General features: G+C 38.5%; 20 protein-coding genes, 2 tRNA genes and 3 rRNA genes. 13 read left to right on the forward strand and 12 right to left on the reverse strand.

Going from position 1 to position 24831, the window contains the following annotated elements; genetic code table 11:
• The 6 genes from C4F50_RS13305 to C4F50_RS13330 form a co-directional block, all read left to right on the forward strand.
• Nucleotides 1–82, forward strand: a 16S ribosomal RNA gene (locus tag C4F50_RS13305); the annotation flags it as partial.
• A gap of 125 nt (nucleotides 83–207) precedes the next feature.
• Nucleotides 208–281, forward strand: a tRNA-Ile gene (locus C4F50_RS13310).
• Nucleotides 282–439: 158 nt separating this feature from the next.
• Nucleotides 440–513: transfer RNA gene (locus tag C4F50_RS13315), tRNA-Ala, on the forward strand.
• A gap of 137 nt (nucleotides 514–650) precedes the next feature.
• A 23S ribosomal RNA gene (locus C4F50_RS13320) occupies nucleotides 651–3531 on the forward strand.
• A gap of 154 nt (nucleotides 3532–3685) precedes the next feature.
• Nucleotides 3686–3795: ribosomal RNA gene (rrf, locus tag C4F50_RS13325) — 5S ribosomal RNA — on the forward strand.
• Nucleotides 3796–4100: 305 nt separating this feature from the next.
• Nucleotides 4101–4676, forward strand: a complete 576-nt coding sequence (locus tag C4F50_RS13330; protein ID WP_194139153.1) for an NAD(P)-binding domain-containing protein — start codon at nucleotides 4101–4103, stop codon at nucleotides 4674–4676.
• Nucleotides 4677–4682: 6 nt separating this feature from the next.
• On the opposite strand, the gene C4F50_RS13335 is transcribed toward C4F50_RS13330, so the two are convergent.
• From C4F50_RS13335 to kaiC, 5 genes are read right to left on the reverse strand one after another with little or no spacing between them, the layout of a single operon-like run.
• Nucleotides 4683–5087 (reverse strand): response regulator, encoded by a 405-nt coding sequence (locus C4F50_RS13335; protein ID WP_194139154.1) that lies wholly within the window; start codon nucleotides 5085–5087, stop codon nucleotides 4683–4685.
• The gene (locus C4F50_RS13340; RefSeq protein WP_194139155.1) at nucleotides 5084–6337 is read right to left on the reverse strand and encodes a sensor histidine kinase; all 1254 of its coding nucleotides are present in this window, start codon (nucleotides 6335–6337) and stop codon (nucleotides 5084–5086) included. Before C4F50_RS13340 ends, C4F50_RS13335 begins: the two co-directional genes overlap by 4 nt.
• Complete coding sequence (locus C4F50_RS13345; RefSeq protein WP_228012021.1) at nucleotides 6337–6639, reverse strand: circadian clock KaiB family protein; 303 nt, start codon at nucleotides 6637–6639, stop codon at nucleotides 6337–6339. Before C4F50_RS13345 ends, C4F50_RS13340 begins: the two co-directional genes overlap by 1 nt.
• Nucleotides 6639–6932 carry a circadian clock KaiB family protein gene (locus C4F50_RS13350; protein WP_194139156.1) on the reverse strand — a complete coding sequence of 98 codons (294 nt, stop codon included), beginning with the start codon at nucleotides 6930–6932 and terminating at the stop codon, nucleotides 6639–6641. The genes C4F50_RS13345 and C4F50_RS13350 overlap by 1 nt, the downstream gene beginning before the upstream one ends.
• 3 nt (nucleotides 6933–6935) lie before the next feature.
• Nucleotides 6936–8612, reverse strand: coding sequence for a circadian clock protein KaiC (gene kaiC, locus C4F50_RS13355; protein WP_194139157.1), 1677 nt, complete (start codon nucleotides 8610–8612; stop codon nucleotides 6936–6938).
• A gap of 346 nt (nucleotides 8613–8958) precedes the next feature.
• On the opposite strand from kaiC, the gene C4F50_RS13360 reads away from it, so the two are divergent.
• A complete protein-coding gene (locus C4F50_RS13360) occupies nucleotides 8959–9129 on the forward strand; it encodes a hypothetical protein (RefSeq protein ID WP_194139158.1) in 171 nt (56 codons plus the stop codon).
• A gap of 62 nt (nucleotides 9130–9191) precedes the next feature.
• A complete protein-coding gene (locus tag C4F50_RS13365) occupies nucleotides 9192–9704 on the forward strand; it encodes a PRC-barrel domain-containing protein (protein WP_194139159.1) in 513 nt (170 codons plus the stop codon).
• 124 nt (nucleotides 9705–9828) lie between these two features.
• Here the strand turns inward: C4F50_RS13365 and C4F50_RS13370 are convergent, their stop codons facing one another.
• Nucleotides 9829–10782 (reverse strand): hypothetical protein, encoded by a 954-nt coding sequence (locus tag C4F50_RS13370; protein WP_194139160.1) that lies wholly within the window; start codon nucleotides 10780–10782, stop codon nucleotides 9829–9831.
• A 164-nt stretch (nucleotides 10783–10946) separates the two neighbouring features.
• Complete coding sequence (locus C4F50_RS13375) at nucleotides 10947–11693, reverse strand: NUDIX hydrolase (RefSeq protein WP_194139161.1); 747 nt, start codon at nucleotides 11691–11693, stop codon at nucleotides 10947–10949.
• 391 nt (nucleotides 11694–12084) lie between these two features.
• Here C4F50_RS13375 and C4F50_RS13380 point away from each other — a divergent pair, with 391 nt between their 5' ends.
• The 5 genes from C4F50_RS13380 (at nucleotide 12085) to C4F50_RS13400 (ending at nucleotide 21882) form a co-directional block, all read left to right on the forward strand.
• Nucleotides 12085–14343: a TonB-dependent receptor gene (locus tag C4F50_RS13380; protein ID WP_194139162.1), complete on the forward strand. Its 2259-nt coding sequence runs from the start codon at nucleotides 12085–12087 to the stop codon at nucleotides 14341–14343.
• Between the two features lie 12 nt (nucleotides 14344–14355).
• Nucleotides 14356–16665: a glycoside hydrolase family 3 protein gene (locus C4F50_RS13385; protein WP_194139163.1), complete on the forward strand. Its 2310-nt coding sequence runs from the start codon at nucleotides 14356–14358 to the stop codon at nucleotides 16663–16665.
• 144 nt (nucleotides 16666–16809) lie between these two features.
• A complete protein-coding gene (locus tag C4F50_RS13390; RefSeq protein ID WP_194139164.1) occupies nucleotides 16810–17697 on the forward strand; it encodes an alpha/beta hydrolase in 888 nt (295 codons plus the stop codon).
• Between the two features lie 22 nt (nucleotides 17698–17719).
• A complete protein-coding gene (locus tag C4F50_RS13395) occupies nucleotides 17720–20167 on the forward strand; it encodes a glycoside hydrolase family 3 C-terminal domain-containing protein (RefSeq protein ID WP_194139165.1) in 2448 nt (815 codons plus the stop codon).
• Between the two features lie 299 nt (nucleotides 20168–20466).
• Complete coding sequence (locus C4F50_RS13400) at nucleotides 20467–21882, forward strand: sugar MFS transporter (RefSeq protein ID WP_194139166.1); 1416 nt, start codon at nucleotides 20467–20469, stop codon at nucleotides 21880–21882.
• A gap of 88 nt (nucleotides 21883–21970) precedes the next feature.
• Here the strand turns inward: C4F50_RS13400 and C4F50_RS13405 are convergent, their stop codons facing one another.
• From C4F50_RS13405 to C4F50_RS13425, 5 genes are all read right to left on the reverse strand, one after another.
• The gene (locus C4F50_RS13405) at nucleotides 21971–22234 is read right to left on the reverse strand and encodes a hypothetical protein (protein WP_194139167.1); all 264 of its coding nucleotides are present in this window, start codon (nucleotides 22232–22234) and stop codon (nucleotides 21971–21973) included.
• Between the two features lie 137 nt (nucleotides 22235–22371).
• On the reverse strand, nucleotides 22372–22875 hold the full coding sequence (locus C4F50_RS13410; protein WP_194139168.1) for a 4'-phosphopantetheinyl transferase superfamily protein: 504 nt from the start codon (nucleotides 22873–22875) through the stop codon (nucleotides 22372–22374).
• A complete protein-coding gene (locus tag C4F50_RS13415; protein ID WP_194139169.1) occupies nucleotides 22872–23126 on the reverse strand; it encodes an acyl carrier protein in 255 nt (84 codons plus the stop codon). Before C4F50_RS13415 ends, C4F50_RS13410 begins: the two co-directional genes overlap by 4 nt.
• Nucleotide 23127: 1 nt before the next feature.
• Nucleotides 23128–24396 (reverse strand): beta-ketoacyl-[acyl-carrier-protein] synthase family protein, encoded by a 1269-nt coding sequence (locus C4F50_RS13420; protein ID WP_194139170.1) that lies wholly within the window; start codon nucleotides 24394–24396, stop codon nucleotides 23128–23130.
• Entirely contained in the window at nucleotides 24393–24830 is a 438-nt protein-coding gene (locus C4F50_RS13425; protein ID WP_194139171.1) for a 3-hydroxyacyl-ACP dehydratase FabZ family protein, read from the reverse strand. Before C4F50_RS13425 ends, C4F50_RS13420 begins: the two co-directional genes overlap by 4 nt.
• Between the last annotated feature and the right edge of the window lies 1 nt (nucleotide 24831).

Here is a 24831-nt window from a genome sequence, read left to right on the forward strand (position 1 = left end):
GCTGCCTAGGGTAAAACTGGTAACTAGGGCTAAGTCGTAACAAGGTAGCCGTACCGGAAGGTGCGGCTGGAACACCTCCTTTCTAGAGCCTTGGTGTTAGTCTTCGGACACGCCTTGGAAATAAGATGGATATTTGATGTTTTGGAATTCCAAGACTGTATTACTCTTGCTGTTAATTTGAAAAAAAATGAAAATTAAGTAAAACAGAGTCTCGTAGCTCAGCTGGTTAGAGTACTACACTGATAATGTAGGGGTCGGCAGTTCGAGTCTGCCCGGGACTACTATTTGACTTTAGATTTAAGATCTCAGATTTTAGATTTAAAACAATAGACTGAAAAGCTTGATTTAAAGGAAATTCTGGAAGCTGGGATTCACCAAAGGAAATTAGATCAGAATCAGTAATCTAAAATCTGAATTCTAAAATCTAAGATTTAAAAATGGGGGATTAGCTCAGCTGGCTAGAGCGCCTGCCTTGCACGCAGGAGGTCAACGGTTCGACTCCGTTATTCTCCACTGGTTTACTATAAGCATAGTAAATAAAAGTTCATTGACATATTGAGATAAGAAAATAATAAAAGTAGAAAGCGTTTTTTACAATTTTATTGTAAAGAACAAAAAAAAACGGTCGTAATTAATTTTATGACTGGGTACAATAAGCAAAATAAGGGCGTATGGGGGATGCCTAGGCTCTCAGAGGCGATGAAAGGCGTGATAAGCTGCGAAAAGCTGCGGGGACGGGCACACACCGATTGATCCGCAGATACCTGAATGGGGCAACCCGTTATGTTGAAGACATAACACACCGATAGGTGGGCAAACCCGCTGAACTGAAACATCTAAGTAGGCGGAGGAGAAGAAAACAAAAGTGATTCCGTAAGTAGTGGCGAGCGAACGCGGAACAGCCCAAACCAGTCTTGTTACGGCCTGACTGGGGTTGTAGGACCACGATATTTTATGCACAAGGAACCGGAAGTTGCTGGAAAGTGACGCCGCAGAGGGTGAAAGCCCCGTATGGGCAACAAGTGTAATAGATAGTGGTATCCTGAGTAGGGCGGGGCACGTGAAACCCTGTCTGAATTTGGCGGGACCATCCGCTAAGGCTAAATACTCCTGAGAGACCGATAGTGAACCAGTACCGTGAGGGAAAGGTGAAAAGAACCGTGAATAACGGAGTGAAATAGATCCTGAAACCATACGCTTACAAGCGGTCGGAGCCCTTTCGTGGGGTGACGGCGTGCCTTTTGCATAATGAGCCTACGAGTTAACGCTGCTGGCAAGGATAAGTACTTCAGGTATGGATCCGCAGCGAAAGCGAGTCTGAATAGGGCGCTTTAGTCAGTAGTGTTAGACGCGAAACCGTGTGATCTACCCATGGGCAGGTTGAAGCTGTGGTAACACACAGTGGAGGACCGAACCGGTTGACGTTGAAAAGTCTTCGGATGACCTGTGGGTAGGGGTGAAAGGCCAATCAAACTCGGAAATAGCTCGTACTCCCCGAAATGCATTTAGGTGCAGCGTTATTTTAGTTATACAGAGGTAGAGCTACTGATTGGATGCGGGGGCTTCACCGCCTACCAATTCCTGACAAACTCCGAATGCTGTATAATGATTGATAACAGTGAGGGCTTGGGTGCTAAGGTCCAAGTCCGAGAGGGAAAGAACCCAGACCATCAGCTAAGGTCCCCAAATATATGTTAAGTTGAAAGAACGAGGTTTGTCTGCCCAGACAGCTAGGATGTTGGCTTGGAAGCAGCCATTCATTTAAAGAGTGCGTAACAGCTCACTAGTCGAGCGGACGAGCATGGATAATAATCGGGCATAAACATATTACCGAAGCTATGGATTTACAGTTTACTGTAAGTGGTAGGGGAGCATTCTGACAGGGCTGAAGGTGTTCCGTAAGGGATGCTGGACTGGTCAGAAAAGAAAATGTAGGCATAAGTAACGATAATGCGGGCGAGAAACCCGCACACCGAAAAACTAAGGTTTCCACAGCTATGCTAATCAGCTGTGGGTTAGTCTGGACCTAAGGCGAACCCGAAAGGGACAGTCGATGGCCAACGGGTTAATATTCCCGTACTGCTTATTACTGTGATGGGGTGACGGAGTGATGAAAGCGCCGCGAACTGACGGAATAGTTCGTTAAAGTACCTAACTATAGGCTCTACAGGCAAATCCGTAGAGCTTGGTGAAATACGATAGTACTCGGAGTCTTCGGACAAAGAGATAGTGCGCCTAAGGGCTTCCAAGAAAAACCTCTAAACTTCAGGTAATAAGCACCAGTACCGTAAACCGACACAGGTAGTTGAGGAGAGAATCCTAAGGTGCTCGAGAGATTCATGGCTAAGGAATTAGGCAAAATAGACCTGTAACTTCGGGAGAAAGGTCGCCCCGAGCAATCGGGGCCGCAGTGAAGAGGTCCAGGCGACTGTTTATCAAAAACACAGGGCTCTGCAAAATCGTAAGATGAAGTATAGGGCCTGACACCTGCCCGGTGCTGGAAGGTTAAGAGGAGATGTTATCTTCGGAGAAGCATTGAATTGAAGCCCCAGTAAACGGCGGCCGTAACTATAACGGTCCTAAGGTAGCGAAATTCCTTGTCGGGTAAGTTCCGACCTGCACGAATGGTGTAACGATCTGGACACTGTCTCAGCCATGAGCTCGGTGAAATTGTAGTAACGGTGAAGATGCCGTTTACCCGCAGTGGGACGAAAAGACCCTGTGCACCTTTACTATAGCTTAGTATTGACCTTGGATAAATGATGTGTAGGATAGGTTGGAGACTATGAAGCGGCGTCGCCAGGCGTTGTGGAGTCATTGTTGAAATACAACCCTTTGTTTATCTGAGGCCTAACCCCATATTGTGGGGGACATTGCTTGGTGGGTAGTTTGACTGGGGTGGTCGCCTCCAAAAGAGTAACGGAGGCTTCTAAAGGTTCCCTCAGTACGCTTGGTAACCGTGCGTAGAGTGCAATGGCATAAGGGAGCTTGACTGAGAGACATACAGGTCGATCAGGTACGAAAGTAGAGCATAGTGATCCGGTGGTTCCGCATGGAAGGGCCATCGCTCAAAGGATAAAAGGTACGCCGGGGATAACAGGCTGATCTCCCCCAAGAGCTCATATCGACGGGGGGGTTTGGCACCTCGATGTCGGCTCGTCACATCCTGGGGCTGGAGAAGGTCCCAAGGGTTGGGCTGTTCGCCCATTAAAGTGGCACGCGAGCTGGGTTCAGAACGTCGTGAGACAGTTCGGTCTCTATCTACTGCGGGCGTTAGAAATTTGAGTGGATCTGATTCTAGTACGAGAGGACCGAATTGGACTAACCGCTGGTGTATCTGTTGTCCCGCCAGGGGCACCGCAGAGTAGCTACGTTGGGAAGGGATAAGCGCTGAAAGCATATAAGCGCGAAACCCACCACAAGATGAGATTTCTTTTAAGGATCGTGGAAGATGACCACGTTGATAGGCTATAGATGTAAAGGCAGTAATGTCATAGTCGAGTAGTACTAATAATCCGTAAGCTTATGTACACCCTTTTCCCGGGTCCAAAGACCCGGGAGGAAACTTTCTAACCAAATTTATTGTATTTCTTTATCTCAGTATGTTAAGATATTGGTTTTAATTATGAATTGTCAATTATCAATTGTTAATTAAAACAGATTGCCCAAAGCAATTATAACTTCTTAAGGTGGTTATTGCGGCGGGGCTCACCTCTTCCCATCCCGAACAGAGAAGTTAAGCCCGCCTGCGCAGATGGTACTGCAGTTATGTGGGAGAGTATGTCGTCGCCTTTCTTTTTAAAACCCTGTTTCTATTGAAACAGGGTTTTTTGTTTTAAACGGGTTGCAAAACAGGCGCATGTGGTTTTTGGGATCATCTAAAAAGATTTACGGGCACGGATTGCAAATCCGCGCTAACAATAAACAATATAAGTATTTAAAATGCATATTATTTAAAAACAGGTATTTATACTTGAAATGTTGTAAGAAAATAATTCTAATTTAACGGTGAGTTAAAAGTGTTCAAAAAGGCAGTAAAGCTTAACATCTCAAACAGATGCTTATTTTAATTTACTGGCCATAATTTAAATCATTATTATATGGAAATCGGAATTATTGGAATTGGAACACTTACGTTAGAATTAGCCCGAAGAGCTGCTGCAGCTGGTTTTAGAGTTGTTATAAACAATCCTAGAGGAAACAGCCTTGTGCATGATGCAGTTTTAAAAATGAGCTCTAATATACATTTGGGTTCGCTGGATGAAGCCGCAGCTGCAGATATAATCTTGTTGTTTATTCCTAAAGAAAATTTAGAAACAGTACTTAAAAACCTGCCGGATATGACAGGAAAAATAATTGTACATACTAGTTGTCTTATTTTCAATCCGCATACACTTCTTTCGAGTATATCTAATGCACTTACATATCAAATTACAGCATCACTGCTTCCAAGCGCGCATGTGATAAAGCTGTTCAATCCCGTAAGACTTGAAGCTGCTATTTTGAATCAGTATGAAAAGCGTGACGAAATATATTTTATTGCAGATCACGCACAGTCAAAAGATTCTTTAAAAATGTTTTTGAAAAAACTGAATTTTCAGCCAATTGATCTTTCGGGGCGATTGCGTCTGCATAGGAGCGTGATTAATCTGGAAGCTAGAATCAATCCTAATTAATTTTATTTATGATTGTAGAATTTTGATGATATCGTTTGGAATTTCTTCAAATTCTGAAATAGAATATGGTTTAATCAAACAAGCTTTAACACCCAGCAGATCGCATTTTTGTTTGTAAATCGGATTTAGTCCGGTTGAATAAACGAAACATGGAATATTCTTCAAGCTGTTTGTTTCTGCTATCTTTTGAATGGCTTCTATACCATTCATAATAGGCATGTTGATATCCGTTAAAATAATATCAGGGGTTACATTTGCAGGATCATTTAAGTAATGCAACAGTTCTTCGCCATTTGAAACTATTGTGATATTTTCAAAATTCGAATTTCGGTTAAAGACATCTAAGATTACATCCGCATCGTCAATATCGTCTTCGGCAATAATTATATTTAATTGAGATTTTTTTATCATTGAGCAGCTGGAAAGTAAAGGTTAAATGTTGTGCCTTGATTGGGTAAACTATCGACGGTAATATATCCGGAATGGTTTTCCATTATTTTTTTGCAGATCGCAAGTCCAATCCCGTTTCCGGAATATTGATTTTTGGCATGAAGTCTCTGAAAGATAGTAAAAATTTTTGTGAGATGGTTTTTTTCCATACCGATTCCATTATCCTTGATCTCGATTTTTACTGACGGTATATTATTTTTCGGATCCGATTCAGAGCGATCTACTTCTGTTATCTTAATAATAGGCGTTGTGTCTTCTCTGCTGTATTTTATCGCATTGGAAATCAAATTGGAAAAAAGTTGTCTTATCTGGCCTTTTGAAGCATATAGTTCCGGCAGTTCTCCAACTTGAATAACAGCTTTTTTATCATTTATTATTAATTCATAATCTGTAATTACCTCCGAGATTATTTCAACCACATTAACTTTAGAAAACTCTTCTTTCATCGTATGCGAAGAATAGCTTACCAGATCATCTACAAGCGAGTTTAGCCTAGCTGCAGAAGATTTCATAGTTACGATTGCTTTGGCATCAGATTCTTGAAGATTCTCATCATTAATGCGATCACTATACATTAAAATTTTACGTAAAGGTTCCTTAAGGTCATGAGAGATTACGTGAATGAACTCTTCCAGATTTTTATTGATGCTATTTAGTTCCTGAACTTTATTTTCAAGAATTTTCTGGTGGTAAATTAAGGCATTCTCATGTTTCTTCTTTTCAGTCAGGTCAATAACGATTATTCCGATTCCATGAGCTCCAGGTTCAAGATCGGTTAAAGTGATCTGAACTGGAATTTTCTGCCCCGATGCCGCTTTAAAGAACGTTTCATGCGCATTGACTCCGTATTTTAATGATTCTATAATTTGAATAAAATGATCGGGCTGGCTTAAAAATTCTGAAAGATAATTTCCTGTAACTTTTTCGCAGGAGCTTCCAACCAGCAGTGCAAAATGTTCATTGCAGAATAATATAAGGCCGTCGCGTGATATGCTGAGCGCACCCTGGCTTATTTTTTCTATAAGCAGTCTGAAAGTATAATCGGCGGTCTGCAGTGAATAAATTTCACTCGCTCCATTTTTATTTAGCACCAATGCATCAATATCCCCGTTCCTGATGGCGTTAATCATGCCGTTGGATTCTTGCAGTTCTTCTCTTAAAGAGGCTATTTCTGCATGCAGGGACTCAATATTTTTATTTTTATCTTCCATTATTCAATTAGGGTTAGTATTTTTAATACTTTCTCACTATCAGATAAATCCCCTATGATTGTTCTTTTTGGAAGCGGTTCGTGTTTGATAAGTGTAGGAATGGCAACAATTTGATGTATGCCGGCTTGTTCTTTATCCCGATTTATATCTATAATTTCAAGATCGTAATTATCTTTTAAATATTGATCGCAGATTCTTCGCAGATTCTCTATCGCATGTCCTGAATTAACAGACATACCCGAGACAAAAAGGGTAAATTTATGTCTCGCTGTATTTGTATCTTCAGACAGTTCGTTCATCATTAGATAGTTACAGGTTTAATATTTAGACCGACCAGTACTCTTTCTTTGTTAGACAGATCGCCAATAATTTTGCGTATTGGTTCTGGAAATCTTCTGACCAATGTCGGCACAGCCAATATCTGATCTCCTTCTGCCAGCTGTGGATTTTTAAGAAGATCGATAATTTCGATACTGTATTTACCTGCTAAATGTTCTTCAGCATATTTTTTTATGTTCTCCAATGCCTTGGTCGACTTTGGGGTCTGTCCCGCTATATAAAGCAGTAACTGCCATTCGGCAACTTCATTTTCCATGTATTACTTCTTTTTAGAAGACATTTCTTTCTGCAATTCTTCTGTTGCTTTAAGGATGCTTAATTCTTCTTCTGCTGATTCAAATTCATTTTTTAAAGCTTCTATATTTGCTTCCAGAACTTTGCGTTTGCGTTCGATCTCACGGTCTTTCCTGCTGATCTCATTCTGCAGTTTAATATCCGATATTGTTTTTTTATTCTTAAAGCTCTGTCTGGCAGCCCCGGTAAGTATTCCCTGAGGTCCCATTTCTACATCTAACAATTCAAGTCCATTATTGGTAATTATAAATTCACGAACCTGATTAGAATGTCCCATGCCTCGTGCTTTTATAATAAAAATCCCTCGGTTGCGTTCTCCGATCCCTTCCATATCACGAACAGTTATCCAGGTGTCCACTAGAGACGATACAGATTCTTCTGCCAGATCCGGACGTAGAGTGTCTGTATGTTGTTTATTGAGTGATGTGAAAAGTGCCGTTATATTATTGACTTTTAGCATGTCAATCAGTCTTACGAGCATGGAGCGTACTTCATGATCACTTCCCACAGAAATCAGATTACTAATCGGATCGATGATTATGGTAGTGGGCTCAAACTCTTTAATTAATTTTCTGAGTGTCAGCAGATGCAGTTCTAATCCGTTTAGCGAAGGTCGAGAAGAATGAATCTGCAGGGTTCCATTATCTAAATATTTCTGAAGATCAACCCCGATTGATTTCATATTTCGAACCAGTTGCTGCGGCGATTCTTCAAAAGCAAAATAAATTGTTTTTTCGTTATTTTTGCACTGTTCCGTAGCAAAATAGCTTCCAATTGTTGTTTTTGCAGTTCCGGCAGTTCCAGACACCAAGATATTGCTGCCGCGGTAGAAACCTCCCATATTAAACATTTCATCGAGTCCGGCAAATCCTGTAGATACAATGTCTGATGAAACTTCGTTGTCTAATTTTAAAGAGGTAATAGGCAGGACAGAAATACCGTTTTCATCAATAAGAAAAGGATATTCGTTTGTACCGTGTGTTGAACCTCGGTATTTAACGATACGCAGCCTTCGGGTAGAAACCTGTTCAATAACCCTGTGGTCTAATACAATAACACAGTCAGAAACATATTCTTCTAATCCCTGACGTGTAAGCGTAGCTTCACCGCGTTCGCCCGTAATAACTGCGGTGACGCCTTTCTGCTTAAGCCAATGAAATAATCTTCTCAACTCAGCTCTTAGTATAGCCTGATTATCCAGACCTGAAAATAAAGTTTCTATGGTATCTAAAACAACTCTCGTTGCCTTTATAGAGTCAATAGCATGTCCCAAGCGGATAAATAATCCGTCGAGATCATATTCTCCCGCTTCCTCAATTTCAGATCTTTCTACCCTTACATGATCTACTATCAGCATTTTATCCGCTTTAAGTTTTTCAAGGTCAAAACCAAGTGATTTTACATTTAATGTAAGATCATCCGATGGTTCTTCAAAAGACATGAAAACTCCGGGTTCATTATAGTCGGTAATTCCTTTTATGAGAAACTGCATAGAGAGCAGTGTTTTTCCGCAGCCCGCGCCGCCACAAATTAAAGTCGGCCTCCCTTTTGGGAATCCGCCGTCAGTAATTTCATCAAGACCGTCAACTCCAGTTGGAGCTTTAGGAAAAATAAAAGTAGGTGGTATTGTTTCTTTCTGCACGTTTTTCTAAGTTCTATTTTACCAAATATACGTTTTTTCCAGCAGAAGTTTAAATGATATTCTTAAGATTTAACAGATGTTTATAGAAATTTATAGATTTTTTTTTGATCATCTAATCATACGTTATCTAATATTTAATTACTCCATTCTGTATGGAATTTTATAATCCAGTTCTGTCTATTTAGAAAGCTTAATATTCTAAAAGTTATTCTATAAAAAGCTTTAGATTAGAATTTTAGTCTGCTGGGAATTCTATAAATTCTCATTGAAATTCAATACTTCTTACTCCATTGTCCTTTGTACCTTTAATATCACTTAAAATGTTTATTAATAAAAGAAAGAAATTATGGCAGAAATTAAAATTGAGAAAAAGAAGCCGATTTGGCCTTGGATTATAGTATTACTGTTAATTGCAGCAGTTGTATACTTTGTCTATTTTAGAGATAATGTGACTTCGGTTGAAAATAATGCAACAATCGAAAACGCTGCAAGCACTGATACCACGACAACTAATTAAGAAACTTGTATCAAAAAAATAAGTTTGTAAAGACTTAGAAGAAAAATGTAATATTAAAAAGTATGGAAAATAAAGATAGAAATTTATACAGATTAGACGAACTCTCTGATTATAAAATTGCTTCAAACTATTCGGATGTAAGAGGATGGAAAATAGTTGACGCTGACAACCGAACTATTGGTAAAATAGACAATCTGTGGGTTAATAAAGACATGCAGCGTGTTGTGTATCTGGATGTAAATGTAGATAAAGGATTGATCGAAGACAGCCGAAATGAAGTGCATGATGTAATCGCTAATGACAATGCAAGAGAGTTTGTATACAAAGACGGAGACAGCCATATTATCATACCAATTGGATCTGTCAGCATAAATAAAGACACGAAAATTGTCATGGCCAACAGTATAGGATACAATACCTTTAGAAAAACAAGCCGATACAATGCACAGCACAATTTTGACAGAGAGTATGAAAGAAGAGTTTTAGATTCTTATTATCCTGATAGTGAATCCCGTTTGAGATCGGAGAGCGATGATGACAGTTTTTACAACCGTAGAGAATTTGACGGCCATTGATACTGCTCTGGAGAAAGTTACACTTAATAAAAATAAATTAAAAAGGATCAAACGTTTAAAAATGTTTGATCCTTTTTTATGAGTAGAGTTCTTAATTCTATATTGATTGAAAGCTGTCTTCCGTTTAATTATCCAATTCTGCTTTAGAAGCAATAAGGCGGAAAAGCGGTTCGTATTTTTTGATCTCCAATCCCATGTCTTCATCTGCTTTTACTGGTCCGATACTTCCCTGCAGACAATATAATTTTTGGTTTTGGAGAAACATAAACTGCAGCATTCGTACCTTCATACTATCGTTTTGATGTTTTATTGATTCTTCTACCTCGATCATAAACGCAGGCAGATTATCAATAGCCAGCGGTTCAGTACGCAGCAGCTTTGTTTGTGGCGGCAGTAGCGCAGCAACCGATTTTTCTGTGAGTGTAATTCCATGCAGCTCCTCTGGTAAATCATAAACCACAATCAGGATTTTTTCATTGCCATTTCCATGATAACTTGTAAACTGCTGAATTGTTTCCGGCATCTGAGCCTCTTGCGCAAGCCAGCTTTTGGGTATCGGAATTTTTAAAGAAATCTTTTCTGCTTTAGGATGATTTTCAGTGCTGAAAAAATCAACATGACCGTCGGCAATTTCCTGATGTGGTGCATCGTGGTATTTGAAAGATAAAATGCCTTTAGACAGCATTTCATTATTAAGGTTAGTAGATCTCTCTTTTAGTTTTAAAAGAAAGTCATGTGCGTGTTTTTCTTCTTCAATTGGATGGACCAGCTGTTGATTTAAAAGAGAATCAATCTGGTTCTGAAGTGAATGGAGCTGGACAGTATTGAGTTCTTCTTTTAAAAATTGCTGAATATTTTTCTCGGCTCTTCCAAAAACAATCTTTAAACTTTTCTCTGCTGCAGCAACATTTGGTTTAAGGTGAGGAAACTGTGCCGCCACTTTTGCCAATGCGGCATTCTGTCCTTTTAAAAAAGCATACGTTTCAACAGCAAATGCGACTTTTGAATTGTATTGACCATTTTGCGAGTAACAGATTACAGGAAATAGTAAATATAAAATATAAAAAATTCTTGACATGGTTAATTGATGGATTGAGGTTACATCAAATATGTCAAAAGTTTTTGAACACTATTTTATATAATTTTGGCATGAGCTTATACAATTTGCATCAAGAAATTAGAATTTGAATGCCAAATTATACAAAATTGTCCTGCCTGAAATGTGCTACATGATGCTTTAGATTACCAGTTGCCCTGTAATCCCTCTTTCAGAGCAGCATTGTATTTTTTCAGATCAAAACTGTATAAATCAGGAGATTTGTGCGCACCGCCTTTACGAGATTCATCCAATTTATTAAGGATATCGTAACGAAGAATCTTTCTGTAAAAATTACCGCGGTTTAATTTTTTATCTAAAATGCCTTCATAAAGTTTTTGAAGTTCAGGCATTGTAAATTTTTCAGGGAGAAGATTGTAACCAATCGGGTGATTGTTAAGCTGTTCTCGGAGAGTAACAAGTGCTTTATCAAAAATGGTTTTATGATCCATCATAAAATCAGGAAGATCTTCTATAGATTTCCATTCTACACTATCCGAGTATTCATCTACAACTAAGCTTACATCATTATATTCTGCCAAGGCATAATAACCAATAGAAACAAAACGCTGTTTGTGCCATAAATCGTCGCTGTAGTCTTCAAAAGCACTCTCAGAACGTTTCAAATTACCAAAAGTATAAAATTGCTGCAGGTATATATTTTCTGTTCCGGTTCTGTCTTTTAAGATGCGTATTGCGGCATCATCTACATTTTCTTCCTTTTTAACATAACCTCCCGGAAGTCCCCAATGCTCTTGTTCTTTCATTTTAAGAACTAAAACCTGAAGTTTTGAGTTGTGAAAACTGAAAATGACACAGTCAATAGAAAGTGTTGGAATAAAATTTTTCCAATGATCTGCAGACCGTTTTTCAAGTAGTTTTTTGAATTCCATGAAGGTGTTTTATTTCCAAATTTAATCTTTTTAATAATTACGAGTCAAATAGTTTCAGTTTTTTCTGATTTATTGTTATTCCTTAAAAAAAATAAATTAAGGTGATTTTTTAGGTTTTTTATTCAAAACCTGTCATAGGTTTTTTAGACAAAAACAACTCATTTTTTAGTAAATGCGATGTTTTACGCAAACGAGGTAGTAGTTTTTGCATTTTATTTTGAAGATTTAGCAATAAACGTACTTTATTGTTTTTATGTGATTTATAAGCTCTGATTTATGTGAAAATAAAAATTATAACATCATTTATTTGTTGAAATGAGAAATAGTATTTAATATTGCTTCATTATGAAGCAATGAAAATTCATGGTAATTATCACTAACTTAAATCCACATGAAAAAATTACTAATCGCAGCATTTTGCATGGCTTTTTTCCCATCAATAGATGCTTTTTCTCAAGAAGATAAAAAACAAGGAAAACCCGTAGATTCTATTAAAACCAAAACCAAAATTGTAGAAACGGATACCAAAGAAGAAAAAAATAGAAATGTAATGCTTAATGCAGCCAACAATACGGGACCGCGTGAAGTGAACATCGGACTGCCTTCATCTGTTGGAGGAATTACCATTCAGGAAAATGATCTGCCGGTTGTTTATTATTTCTGGCCGGAATTACCAAACAGAACCTGGAGACAAAGCACCAGTTTAGAAAGAACCGGTTTACTTAAAGTAGGAGAAGCTGCCATTACAACTGGAGATTTAGGTTTTGCTGTTAACTCCTACACAAAATTGGGAACAGACAAACTAGAAATTGTTGGAAATCTTTCAGGTTCCAGTTTTGGATGGATGAAAGGCGACATAAACGTTTCGGGGCCGCTGGCAAAAGGCTGGTCGTATACAATGGGCGCGTATGCCAATTTTGATCCGAATTCGTTTGATTTAAAATTCGCTAATTATTCAGACAGAACACAGATCTACAGAGCAGGATTAACCAAGAAGTTCAATAACGGCAGAGGGCAGATCAGCTTTTTGTACAAATATGCCAATTCTGCGTCATTAACCAACTATGCCGTTTTCAGATACAAAGAAGGCGGAAAAGTAGAAGAATACAACGATTTTAAAATCGGACGTGATTCGTATATCGTAAATGACGGAATCATGAAATTTAAAGATATCATGACGGGTGAGACAAAATTTGCAGACATGGGCGGAAGCGATGCCGCAACGACTTCTCATACTTTTGATATTTTAGGAAATTACGATCTGGCCAATGATTGGAAATTCAATTTCTCTACTCGTTTTCGTTACACCGAAGCTTCACAGCTGATTGCTATTCCGCTTGGAATTTTTCAGGCATCCGCATCGGATAATTTTACCTACAAATCTAACGGAAATGCTTATGTTGGAAACGTAAATTCGATGTTAGGATTGTACACAGATGGAGTTCCAACCAAAACAGCACTTTCAAGATTTGAAATTAAAAAGAACGTAGAAAAACACAAATGGAGATTTGGTCTTTTAGAATATTATTACCAAGTTGATGATTTTACTTCAAGCCGTTCATTCTTTAACCAGACAGTAAGTGCCAATCCAGATAAATTGGTTCGCAATACACCAGGCGGTACTTCAAATACAGATGCTGACGGATTTTACAATTACAATGTCGGCGGTGAATACCACAATGGTTTTGAAAATAAATTATCCGGTTACTTCTCAGATAATTGGACGATTAGTGATCGTTTCAGCTTAGCATACGGAATCAATTTAAGATACCACAAACTAAAGGGAGATTATTATTTAACCCCAAGAACACCAGATTTAGTGCTGGATCCAACTCAGAAAACTTATTTTGACAACAACTGGTTTCATTTAGGAGGTTCTATTAATGCCGTTTACAAAGTGACAAAAAGCGCTGGAATCCTTGCAGATTTCACGTATACAGAAAAGAACGGCCAGTTAGAAAGTTATTCTGGAGCTGCAGTGCCAAACAATGCAAAATCAAAAAGTCCGTTAGCGGCATTTGGACTGTATTACAATAATAAAAATTTCAGTATCGTTTCTCAAGCGACTTATTTAACAAGAAACAATTATTTAGCGAGATTAAATCTTGTAAATCCTTCAGACGCGACACAGTCACAAGTTGCAACCGTGTTCTACGATATTCAGACTTTAGGATGGACGACAGATATTGTGGCGACACCTTTTAAAGGTTTTAATCTTCACTATTTAATTACGTTCCAAGATCCCGTTTACAAAAATTATGATTTTAATGCTTTTGGAAACAGCTATTCTTACAACGATAAAAACGTATTAGAAATTTCTAAGGTTTTAATGGAAATTGATCCGAGTTATACTTATGGAGATTTCAAAGTCTGGGCGAGTTTCCGTTATTTCAGTAAACAGTATGCAAACTTAACAAACGCCCTATATTTTGCGCCAAGATGGGAAACTTTTGGAGGGGTAAACTATAAAATCAACAAGCATTTTGATATTGGTTTAACTGCTGTAAACTTCCTGAACCAGACTGGTGCTAAGGGAACGATTAACGGAGCAGAGTTAATTACAGATGCTTCTGCTTATTACGATCAGCTTTTGGTAGGATCTTATATCCGTCCATTTACTTTAGAAGCTTCTCTTAATTTCAGATTCTAATATTTATTTCACATGAAAAAAAATATCATAACTGTCAGTTTCGCTTTTTTGCTTAGTGTTGCCATGCAGGCACAACAAGAAAATTTTACTGTAATTAAAAACAATAAAGGTGCAGATTTGGGATATTCTCCCGAATCCGGCATCAAAATTCTAACCGTTAACGGAAAGAAATTTAAAGATTTAAATAAAAACGGAAAGCTTGATAAATACGAAGACTGGCGCCTTTCGGCAGATGAACGAGCCAAAGATCTAGCTTCAAAAATGTCGGTAGAACAAATTGCAGGATTGATGCTTTACAGCCGTCATCAGGCACTTCCAGCTCCTGCAGACGGATATAGAGCAGGGCATTACAACGGAAAAATATTTAGCGAAAGCGGCGCAGCACCGTGGCAGCTGACTGATGAACAAAAAGCATTTTTAAAAGAAGATAATCTTCGACATGTATTAATTACAAGTGTCGAAACTCCTGAAGTTGCGGCATTATGGAACAACCAAATGCAGGCTTTTGTAGAAGGAATTGGATTGGGAATTCCGAGCAATACCAGTACAGATCCGCGTCATACGGCCAATGTAACTTCAGAATTTAATGCAGGAGCAGGAGGAACCATCTCAATGTGGCCGGATGGTTTGGGAATGGCATCCACTTTTGACCCAAAAATTGTAGAACAGTTTGGACAGATTGCAGCCAAAGAATACCGTGCACTCGGAATTGCAACGGCACTTTCTCCGCAGATAGATTTGGGTTCGGAACCAAGATGGTATAGAATCTCAATGACTTTTGGCGAAAGCCCGGCCTTAACCAGAGATATGGGAAGAGCCTATATTGACGGATTTCAGACTTCTTACGGAAAAGATGAAATCAAAGACGGCTGGGGTTACAAAAGTGTCAACGCAATGGTAAAACACTGGCCAAGCGGCGGGGCTGAAGAAGGCGGACGAGACGGACATTGGGCATACGGAAAATTTGCCGTTTATCCAGGAAATAATCTCGAGCAGCATATTGATCCGTTTATTAACGGCGCTTTCAAATTAAAAGGAAAAACCAGCAAAGCTTCGGCAGTAATGCCTTATTACACCATCACTTTTGATCAGGATAAAAAATACAATGAAAACGTAGCCAATGGTTACAGCAAATACATCATTACAGATTTACTAAGAGATAAATACGGTTACGACGGCGTGGTCTGCACCGATTGGCTTGTTACGGGAGATGAAGGAAAAACACCAAACATCTTTGCCGGAAAACCTTGGGGAGTCGAAAATCTCTCTATCGATGAGAGACATTACAAGGCGATTATTGCCGGTGCAGATCAGTTTGGAGGAAACAACGATAAAAAACCTGTTTTAGCGGCGTATCAAATGGGAATCAAAGAATTTGGTGAATCTTTTATGAGAGCCAGATTTGAAAGATCAGCAGTGCGTTTGTTAAAGAATATTTTTAGAGTCGGTCTTTTTGAAAATCCATATTTAAATGTTGCCGAAACGAAAGCTGTTGTTGGAAACCCTGAGTTTATGAAAGCAGGTTACGATGCGCAGTTGAAATCGATCGTTTTATTGAAAAACAAAGCTTCTGTACTGCCTTTAAAAGAAAAGAAAACCGTTTTTATTCCGAAGATTTATACCGCTTCAACCAAAGACTGGTGGGGCGTTGCGAGTCAGCCAAAACTAGATTATCCGGTAAATTTAGATTTGGTTAAGAAATATTATAATGTGACTGAAGATCCTTCTAAAGCTGATTTTGCGATAGTTTTTGTTACCAGCCCGCAGAGCTTAGAAGGCGGTTATGATTTAAAAGACAGACAAAACGGAAGCAATGGTTATGTGCCAATTTCACTTCAATACGGAACTTATACTGCAACAGAAGCCAGAGCAAAAAGTATTGCTGCCGGAGATCAGGTTATTGACCCGACAATCAAAGACAGAACTTATAAAAACAAAACGGTTACCGCAGCAAACACTATGGATTTGAGAACAATTCTGGATACTAAAGACATGATGAACGGAAAACCGGTTATTGTTTCGGTTACAGCTTCAAAGCCAATGATTTTTAATGAATTTGAAAAACAAGTGGATGGAATTGTATTGAATTTCGGTGTTTCTTCTCAGGCTGTTTTAGACATTATTTCTGGAAAAACAGAACCGTCAGGATTACTTCCGGTTCAGATGCCGGCGAATATGGAAACGGTTGAAAAACAATTTGAAGACGTTCCGTTTGATATGATCCCGCACAAAGACAGCGAAGGAAATGTTTATGATTTCGCTTACGGATTGAACTGGAAAGGTGTTATTAAAGATGCCAGAACAGAAGCTTATAAGAAATAAGTTGTACTGTAATTTTTAATCTCGCAAAGACGCAAAGTCACAAAGTGATTTTTTTAAGTCTGACTTTAAAACTTTGCGTCCTTGCGGCTTTGCGAGAAATTGCATTTCAGTTAATAACAATTACTTAAAAAGTAAAACAACAATATGAAAAACAAAATAATCCTATTTTCTGCCTTCTTCACATTACTCGCAAGCGGGGTAAAAGCGCAGGAAAGCATAAAATTATACCAAGGCAAAGCTCCAGGATCTGAAGACTGGACACAGACAGAAGCACAAATGTATTCGGATCTTTTTAAGACAGAAGTCGTTTATAATGTTACCGATCCGTCATTGTTGGTTTATCAGGTTCCAAAAGGAGTTAAAAATACTGGAACTGCAATCGTGATTGCTCCGGGCGGAGGTTTCCAGAGTTTATCGATTAACAGAGAAGGAAAAGAATTAGCAGAGATTTTAAGTAAAAAAGGAATTACTGCTTTTGTTTTAAAATACCGCTTGAACAAAACAGAAACAAACGATCCTGCAAGAGAAATGATGGACAAACTGAAAGACAGAGCTGCTTTTGAAAAAAATTCTATAGCAACTATTCAGTTAGCAGCGCAGGACGGAAAAAATGCTTTGAAATACGTTCGGGCAAATGCCTCAAAATATGGAATTAATATTAAGAAAGTCGGAATAATTGGTTTTTCTGCCGGAAGTACAGTTGCGATGGAAACCGTTTTGGATAATGCGAAAGACCAATTACCCGATTTTGCCGCTAATATTTACGGCGGCCCAAGACCAGAATTATTAAGCATTCCCGTTCCAGACAAAAAGATTCCAATGTTTGTCTGTGCAGCCAGTGACGATCAGTTAAAATTGGCTCCAAGAAGTATTCAGATGTACAATAAGTGGCTTGATGCCGGGCAGACTGTAGAATTGCACATGTACTCAAAAGGAGGCCACGGTTTTGGAACAGGAAAACAAAATCTTCCAGTTGATTCTTGGGAAACGCGATTCGAAGAATGGCTGCAGCTAGAAGGATTTTTAAACTAGGACTTTTAAAATTATCAATATTATGAAACATACAATTACAAAAACAGTAAGGGTAACGCTTTTAACAGCGCTTGTACTTTCAAGTCTGTCTTTTAATACGCTACCAAAAAACGAAAAAGATCCTATAATTACGATTAACGGATTTACGTTTACCGATTTTAATAAAAACGGAAAATTAGATTTATGGGAAGATACACGTCTGACTGTGAATCAGAGAATTGAAGCGATTATTAAAGAAATGACCAATGCCGAAAAAGTAGAATTATTAATCGGAACGGGAATGCCTGGTATCGAAGTGCTGACGGGGCCTGTTGGAGATTCGAAACAAGGTTTGGTTCCTGGAGCTGCAGGTGGTACTGCTTCTTTTGAGCGTTTCGGAATTCCTGCAACAGTTGTGGCCGACGGTCCTGCTGGTTTAAGAATTGCACCGACTAGAGAAAACGATTCTAAAACTTATTATGCAACCGCTTTTCCGGTGGGAACAGCTTTGGCTTCAACTTGGAATAAAGCTTTGTTGGAAGAAGTTGGAAAAGCAATGGGAAATGAAGTGAAAGAGTACGGCGTAGATGTTTTACTGGCACCGGCTTTGAATATTCAGAGAAATCCCTTAAACGGAAGAAACTTCGAATATTATTCTGAAGATCCGTTAATTTCAGGGAAAACCGCGGCAGCAATTGTAAACGGAATTCAGTCCCAAGGTGTTGGAACTTCTATTAAACATTATGCCGTGAATAATGAAGAAACCAACCGCTTAACAATTAACGCACATGTTTCTGAAAGAGCGATTAGGGAATTGTATTTAAAAGGTTTTGAAATCACGGTTAAAGAATCACAGCCTTGGACGGTTATGTCTTCATACAATAAATTAAATGGCCAATATACTTCTGACCGAAGAGATCTTTTAACTCAGGTTTTAAGAGAAGAATGGGGTTTTAAAGGAATTGTAATGACGGATTGGTTTGGAGGTTTTCCAGGTTTTGAATCGATTCAAAAAGGCGGTATTTCTGATGTGGTCAAACAAATGAATGCCGGAAACGATCTTTTGATGCCGGGAATTCCTGCTCAGAAAAAAGCATTATTAGAAGCTTTAAATTCGGGTAAATTATCTCAGGAAGCGGCCAATACGAATGTGAGAAGAATTTTAGAATACGTTTTCCGTACACCGACTTTTGCTAAATACAAATACAGCGACAAACCCAACTTAACTCAAAATGCTGCTGTAACGAGAAGTGCGGCAACAGAAGGAATGGTTTTGCTTAAAAATGAAAAAAATGCACTGCCTTTTGCTGACAAGCAGAAAGAGGTTTCGTTATTTGGGGTAACTTCATACGCATGGATTACGGGTGGAACTGGAAGCGGGGCTGTAAACAACAAACATACTGTTTCTCTATTAGAAGGATTAAATGCGGCGGGTTATAAATTAGATAAAGAACTAACTGATTTATATACTCCCTTTGCTGAAAAAGAACAAGCGGCAGAAAAAGAAAACAGAAAGAAAAGAGGTGTTTTGGCTTTGCCGGAAAGACTTCCTGAATTGAAAATGGATGACGCATTGATTCAGAAAAAAGCAGAAACATCTGAAATTGCTTTTGTAACTTTGGGCAGAAATTCTGGAGAAGGCGGAGATCGAGTTGTAGACAATGATTTTAATCTGGCAGAAGAAGAAATTGTAATGCTGGATAAAATCTCAAAAGCCTTTCATGCCAAAGGAAAAAAAGTAGTAGTTATTTTAAATATTGGAGGAGTAATCGAAACAGCTTCTTGGAAAGATAAAGTAGATGCCATTTTATTAGCATGGCAGCCAGGACAGGAAGGCGGTCATTCTGTAGCAGATGTAATTTCTGGAAAAGTAAATCCGTCTGGAAAATTAACGATGACATTTCCTGTGAAATATGCCGATAATTCTTCGGCTAAAAATTTCCCTGGAGTTCCGGCAGATAATCCAAGAGAAGTAACTTACGAAGAGGGAGTTTATGTTGGATACCGTTATTTTAGCACTTTCAACATTAAACCGTCTTACGAGTTTGGTTTTGGAAGCTCTTATACGACTTTTGAATATTCAGGTATTAAAGTAAGTTCACCAGCTTTTAAAGATAAATTAACGGTTTCGGTTACGGTAAAAAATACAGGAAAAGCGGCTGGAAAAGAGGTAGTGCAGCTGTATTTAAACGCTCCGTCTAAATCTATTGACAAACCAAAAGAAGAATTGAAAGCTTTTGGAAAAACAAAAGAATTAAAACCGGGTGAAAGCCAGACTTTAACTTTTACATTGGCTCCAAAAGATCTGGCCTCGTTCTTAGAAAGTAAAAGTGCCTGGATTGCCGAAGCAGGAAAGTACAATGTTCTCGTTGGAGCATCTTCACAAGACATTAAACAAACAGCGTCATTTACTGTAGGCAGCGAAATCACTGCTGAGAAAGTAAAGAAAGCTTTTGAATTAGATACAAAGTTCACAGAACTTAAACCTTAAATTTAGTTAGTTTTATTTTTGAAAACCGCCTCGTTCAACCGGGGCGGTTTTCTCGATTTTTTTATTTTTTTATAAAATTAACCCATTGGGTTCAATAATTTAAAAATAGAAACGGCCTAAATTAAAACGCGGATAAAACAGATTTGCTTTGCAAAACCGCGGATTTTCGGAGATTTACATATCGAATAAGAAAAAAAATCTGTGAAAATCCGCGTCTTCGTGGTAACGAATCCGTGAAATCCGTGTCAAAATATTTATTTTTCGAATTACCCCCAACGGGTTTAAATTATGATTTAGTTATGAATACCAATACTGCCAATCAAGCGAAGCCAAATTACACCGTTCCGCTGATTACCATTACGCTGCTTTTTTTTATGTGGGGATTTATTACCTGCATGAACGACATTTTAATTCCTTATTTAAAGAAATTATTTGCTCTTACTTTTGTAGAATCGATGCTGGTTCAGTTTTGTTTCTTTGGAGCTTACTTTTTGGGCTCGCTGGCTTATTTTGCGGTTTCGTATTATAAAGGAGATCCGATTAATAAAGTGGGCTATAAAAAAGGCATTTTGTCTGGAATTATTTTATCTGCAGCGGGCTGTGTTTTGTTTTATCCTGCTGCGACTTTTTCAGTTTACGGATTGTTTCTTGGAGCACTGTTTGTCCTCGGTTTAGGATTTACGATCCTGCAGATTACGGCCAATGCGTATGTTTCACTTTTAGGATCAGAAGAAAGTGCTTCGGGACGTTTAAATATGACACAGGCCTTTAATGCTTTTGGAACAACGATTGCACCAATATTAGGCGGTTATCTTGTTTTTGGGCCAGGAGGCGATCATAATATTACGGCAGAAGCTACTCGCGTTCCGTATCTTGTATTTGCAGGAATATTGCTTTTGGTGGCTGTTTTGATTTATAATGTAAAACTGCCCTCTTTTCAAACCGAAGAAACAGAGCAGAAAGGATTAGGAGCTTTAACCTTTCCGCAATTGCGTTTGGGAATCCTTGGGATTTTCTGTTATGTAGGCGGAGAAGTAGCTGTAGGGAGTTTTATAATTAGTTTTTTAGAATTAGAAAACGTAATGGGACTTACAGAAGCAGTCAGTAAAAACTACCTGGCCATGTATTGGGGCGGTGCTATGATTGGACGTTTCTTAGGTGCCATTTCTTTGAATCATGGGATCAGTCAGGGAAAAAAAGCTGTTTACATGATCCTAACAGCAGCAGCAGTTTTCTTACTGATTTACAGTATTGTTAACTTAACGTTTGATCAGATGAGTTTCTTTATCGTATTTCTGGTTTTAAATTTTCTGGCTTTTATGGTGGGAAAATCGGCTCCAGCAAGAACTTTGGCGGTATTTGCTTCAATCAATATTATTTTACTGCTTGCAGCGATTTTTAGTTCGGGCGCAATGGCAATGTACAGTATCTTAGGAATCGGAATTTTTAATTCTATAATGTTTTCTAATATCTATACCTTAAGCATTTCAGGATTAGGAAGTCATACTAGTCAGGGATCCTCACTTTTGGTTATGGCAATTTTAGGAGGCGCACTAATTCCATTAGTACAAGGCGTATTGGCAGATTCTGAATTTGGCGTGCAAAAATCTTTTATTATTCCTGTAATCTGTTATGGTTACATTCTTTTCTTTGGGTTGTACTGCGCTAAGAAATTAAAATTTGTAGCGCACAGCAAAAACGTATCGGGACATTAGCTGTCTTGAGGTATGCCTTTACCTGTACAATTTAAAATCCTGAATTTCTTCAGGATTTTTTTATGAGCAGAACAGGCTAAATATTTGTTTAATTTAAAATTGACAGATTGATACAGCTTTCATCTGTAAGCTGGTTTAAGATGATCAGTTTAAGATCTGAAAGAAATACTAATGTGTCCATGATACGGGTCTGATATTCCCTTTCCGTCGAAAAAATTCCAGATGCAAGCTCGTCTTCTTTAAAAGAAGCACTAATATATTCGCACAACTCTTCAAAGGGTATAGCCCTTCCGTAGTTTTTGTAAAGACAGCTGTATGTTACTGCTGGCAATCGAAGTGAATTTACAGTCATGATGCAGGTTTTATTTCATATACGAAATTTGCCTGTACTTAGTTTTAATCTGGTTTTATAATGATCTATCGTGCAGTTGTTTGTGGGGTTAGAAACCTCTTTAACTGCTGGGAGATCCTATGAGAGAAATCGGCAGCTTATTTCATTATCACTGCCAATTTTTCAAAACGCCCATGATGAGTTATGGAGACATCCTGATAAGAATTGGCTGCAGCATTATACAAGTAGGGAATACCGTTAACGTCTTTGAAGATGTTTTTATTTTCTACTGCAGTAATATGGTCTAAATCTGCCAAAGTGCAGACGGCTGTCGTATAGATGCTGTCTTTGTCAATAATTGTATTGGTGTAATAAATATTTTCACCACAGGAGACCAGTCCTTTTGCCTGAGCATTTTCTTGAATGAGTATAGTACAGTCAAGCTTTTTCGGAATGTACTGTCTTATTTTGGTCTGTCTGTTGTATATTTTATAGGCAGCTTCTTTCATACTCCAGAGCATCCATACCATGATTTCAGGTTCAGAACTTTGCTTTATTAAAAGCTGTTCCGGGGTGGTAAAGAGTTTTTCAAGAAAGCCCCTGCGCTGCCATCTGCTCTCAATGCGTGACTGCGCAAGATCTATTACATCATTACCAATCATTTTGCGGCAAGTTTTGTTTCGATGATTTCAACAGCGGTTTTAACATCAAGCATTCTTTCCATATCTGCATTGTCGATTACGATATCAAAGTTCTCTTCAATATCCAGTACAATATCAACCAGATTAGCCGAGTTGATATTAAGATCTTTGATAAAATCAGTTTCTTCAGTTAAATTATTAAAGGCTTCTGTATTAGTTGTAAAAGGCTTTATAATTACTTTAAGTTTTTCAATTAGTTCTTTTTTGTCCATTTTAGTCGTTATATTTTTTTAAGATTACGCATGCGTTTACATCGCCAAAACCAAAACTGGCTTTAGCTATTATTTTAGGATTACTTTTAATCGTCTGCTGCAGCACTTTTGAAGGATCTATTAGTGCAGCAATTTCAGGATGCAGATCAGAGCAGTTGAGGTTTCCAAACAAAAAGCCTTCATAAAGCTGTAACACCGAAGCCACACATTCAATACTTCCGGAAGCACTTAAGCAATGTCCGGTTAGGCTTTTCAACGAATTGATATAAGGAAAATCAGAACCAGATCTTCCCAGTGCTTTTGTCCAGTTTTCTATTTCCAGACTGTCTTTAGTCGTAGCGGTCAAATGACCGTTTACGGCATCAATCTGATTTGGATCAATTCCTGCATTTTCAACAGCTTTTTGAATGCATCTTTGAACCGCTGTGCTGTTAGGAGCCGTCATCGTACCGCTGTTGCGCTGTCCGCCCGAATTGCAGTTACCGCCTAATATTTCGCCATAAATAGTCGCGCTGCGTTCTAAGGCACTTTCTAAATCCTCAATCACAAAAGCCCCGGCACCGCTTCCCGGTACAAATCCCGCTGCAGAAGCACTCATAGGTCTTGAACCTTTTTCGGGATGGTCATTAAATTGGGAAGAACAGACACGAAGAGCATCAAATCCTCCCCAGATATACGGGCCGCTGTCTGAAGTGCTTCCTGCCAATATTCGTTTTGCCTGACCAGATTGTATGCGGTCATAAGCCATTAAGACAGCTTCTGTACCGGTTGTACAGGCAGACGAATTGGTGGTAACCTGATTTCCGAGTCCGATTTTACCGCCCAAATAAGCACTTATACCGCTGTTCATGGTTTGGGCAACAACCGTACTTCCGAGTCTTCTGGTTTGAAGATCATCAATTTTATAAATACTTTCCCGAAATTTATCAATACCAGAAGTTCCAGCTCCAAAAATACAGCCGCTGTCCCAATCGGGATCTTCATTGATGGCTAATCCAGAATTGTTCCAGGCTTCTATACCCGCGATAACGCCGTATAGAATCCCCGTGCTGTTAAAGCCGCGGAGTTCGAGTTCTGTAAAATAGGCAGCTTTTAAATCGTCCGTTATCTGGGGCTGTCCTGCAATCTGACAGGAAAATTGTAATTCCTCTAACTGCTTATCATGGCGTATACCCGAGAGGCCGTTTTGAATTGCATGAGTAAATGCAGGAATACCGACACCATTTGGCGCAGCAACTCCAAGACCAGTTATTACGACTCGTTTTTTCATAATTTTTTTGTTATCATTCCTGCCAGAACGCCTCTGCAGACTTCTTGTCCGGCTTCATTTTTCATGACCGCTCTGCATTTTAATTTTCCAAAACGAAAGAACAATTTCTCAGAAGTGACCGTTACTTTTTCGTTTGGATACACTGGTTTTAGAAATTCCATTTCGGCAGAAGTAAAAGCAATTACGGTGTTTTCTCCAAGATCATTTCCTAATAGAAAAATTCCCAGACAAACCATTCCGATCTGCGCCATTGTTTCGGTTAAAATCACGCCCGGAGTTACAGGATTGTCCTTGAAATGTCCTTTATAAAAATCAAGATCTTCTTTGAAAGTGTAAGTTCCCGTTACACCATTTTCATCGGCATGAAGCAATTCATCCACAAATAAAAAAGGTTCGCTGTACGGAAGCTGCTTTATAATATCATTTAATTTCATA

This window comes from Flavobacterium hungaricum (genome assembly GCF_015182285.1).
GTDB lineage: Bacteria > Bacteroidota > Bacteroidia > Flavobacteriales > Flavobacteriaceae > Flavobacterium > Flavobacterium hungaricum.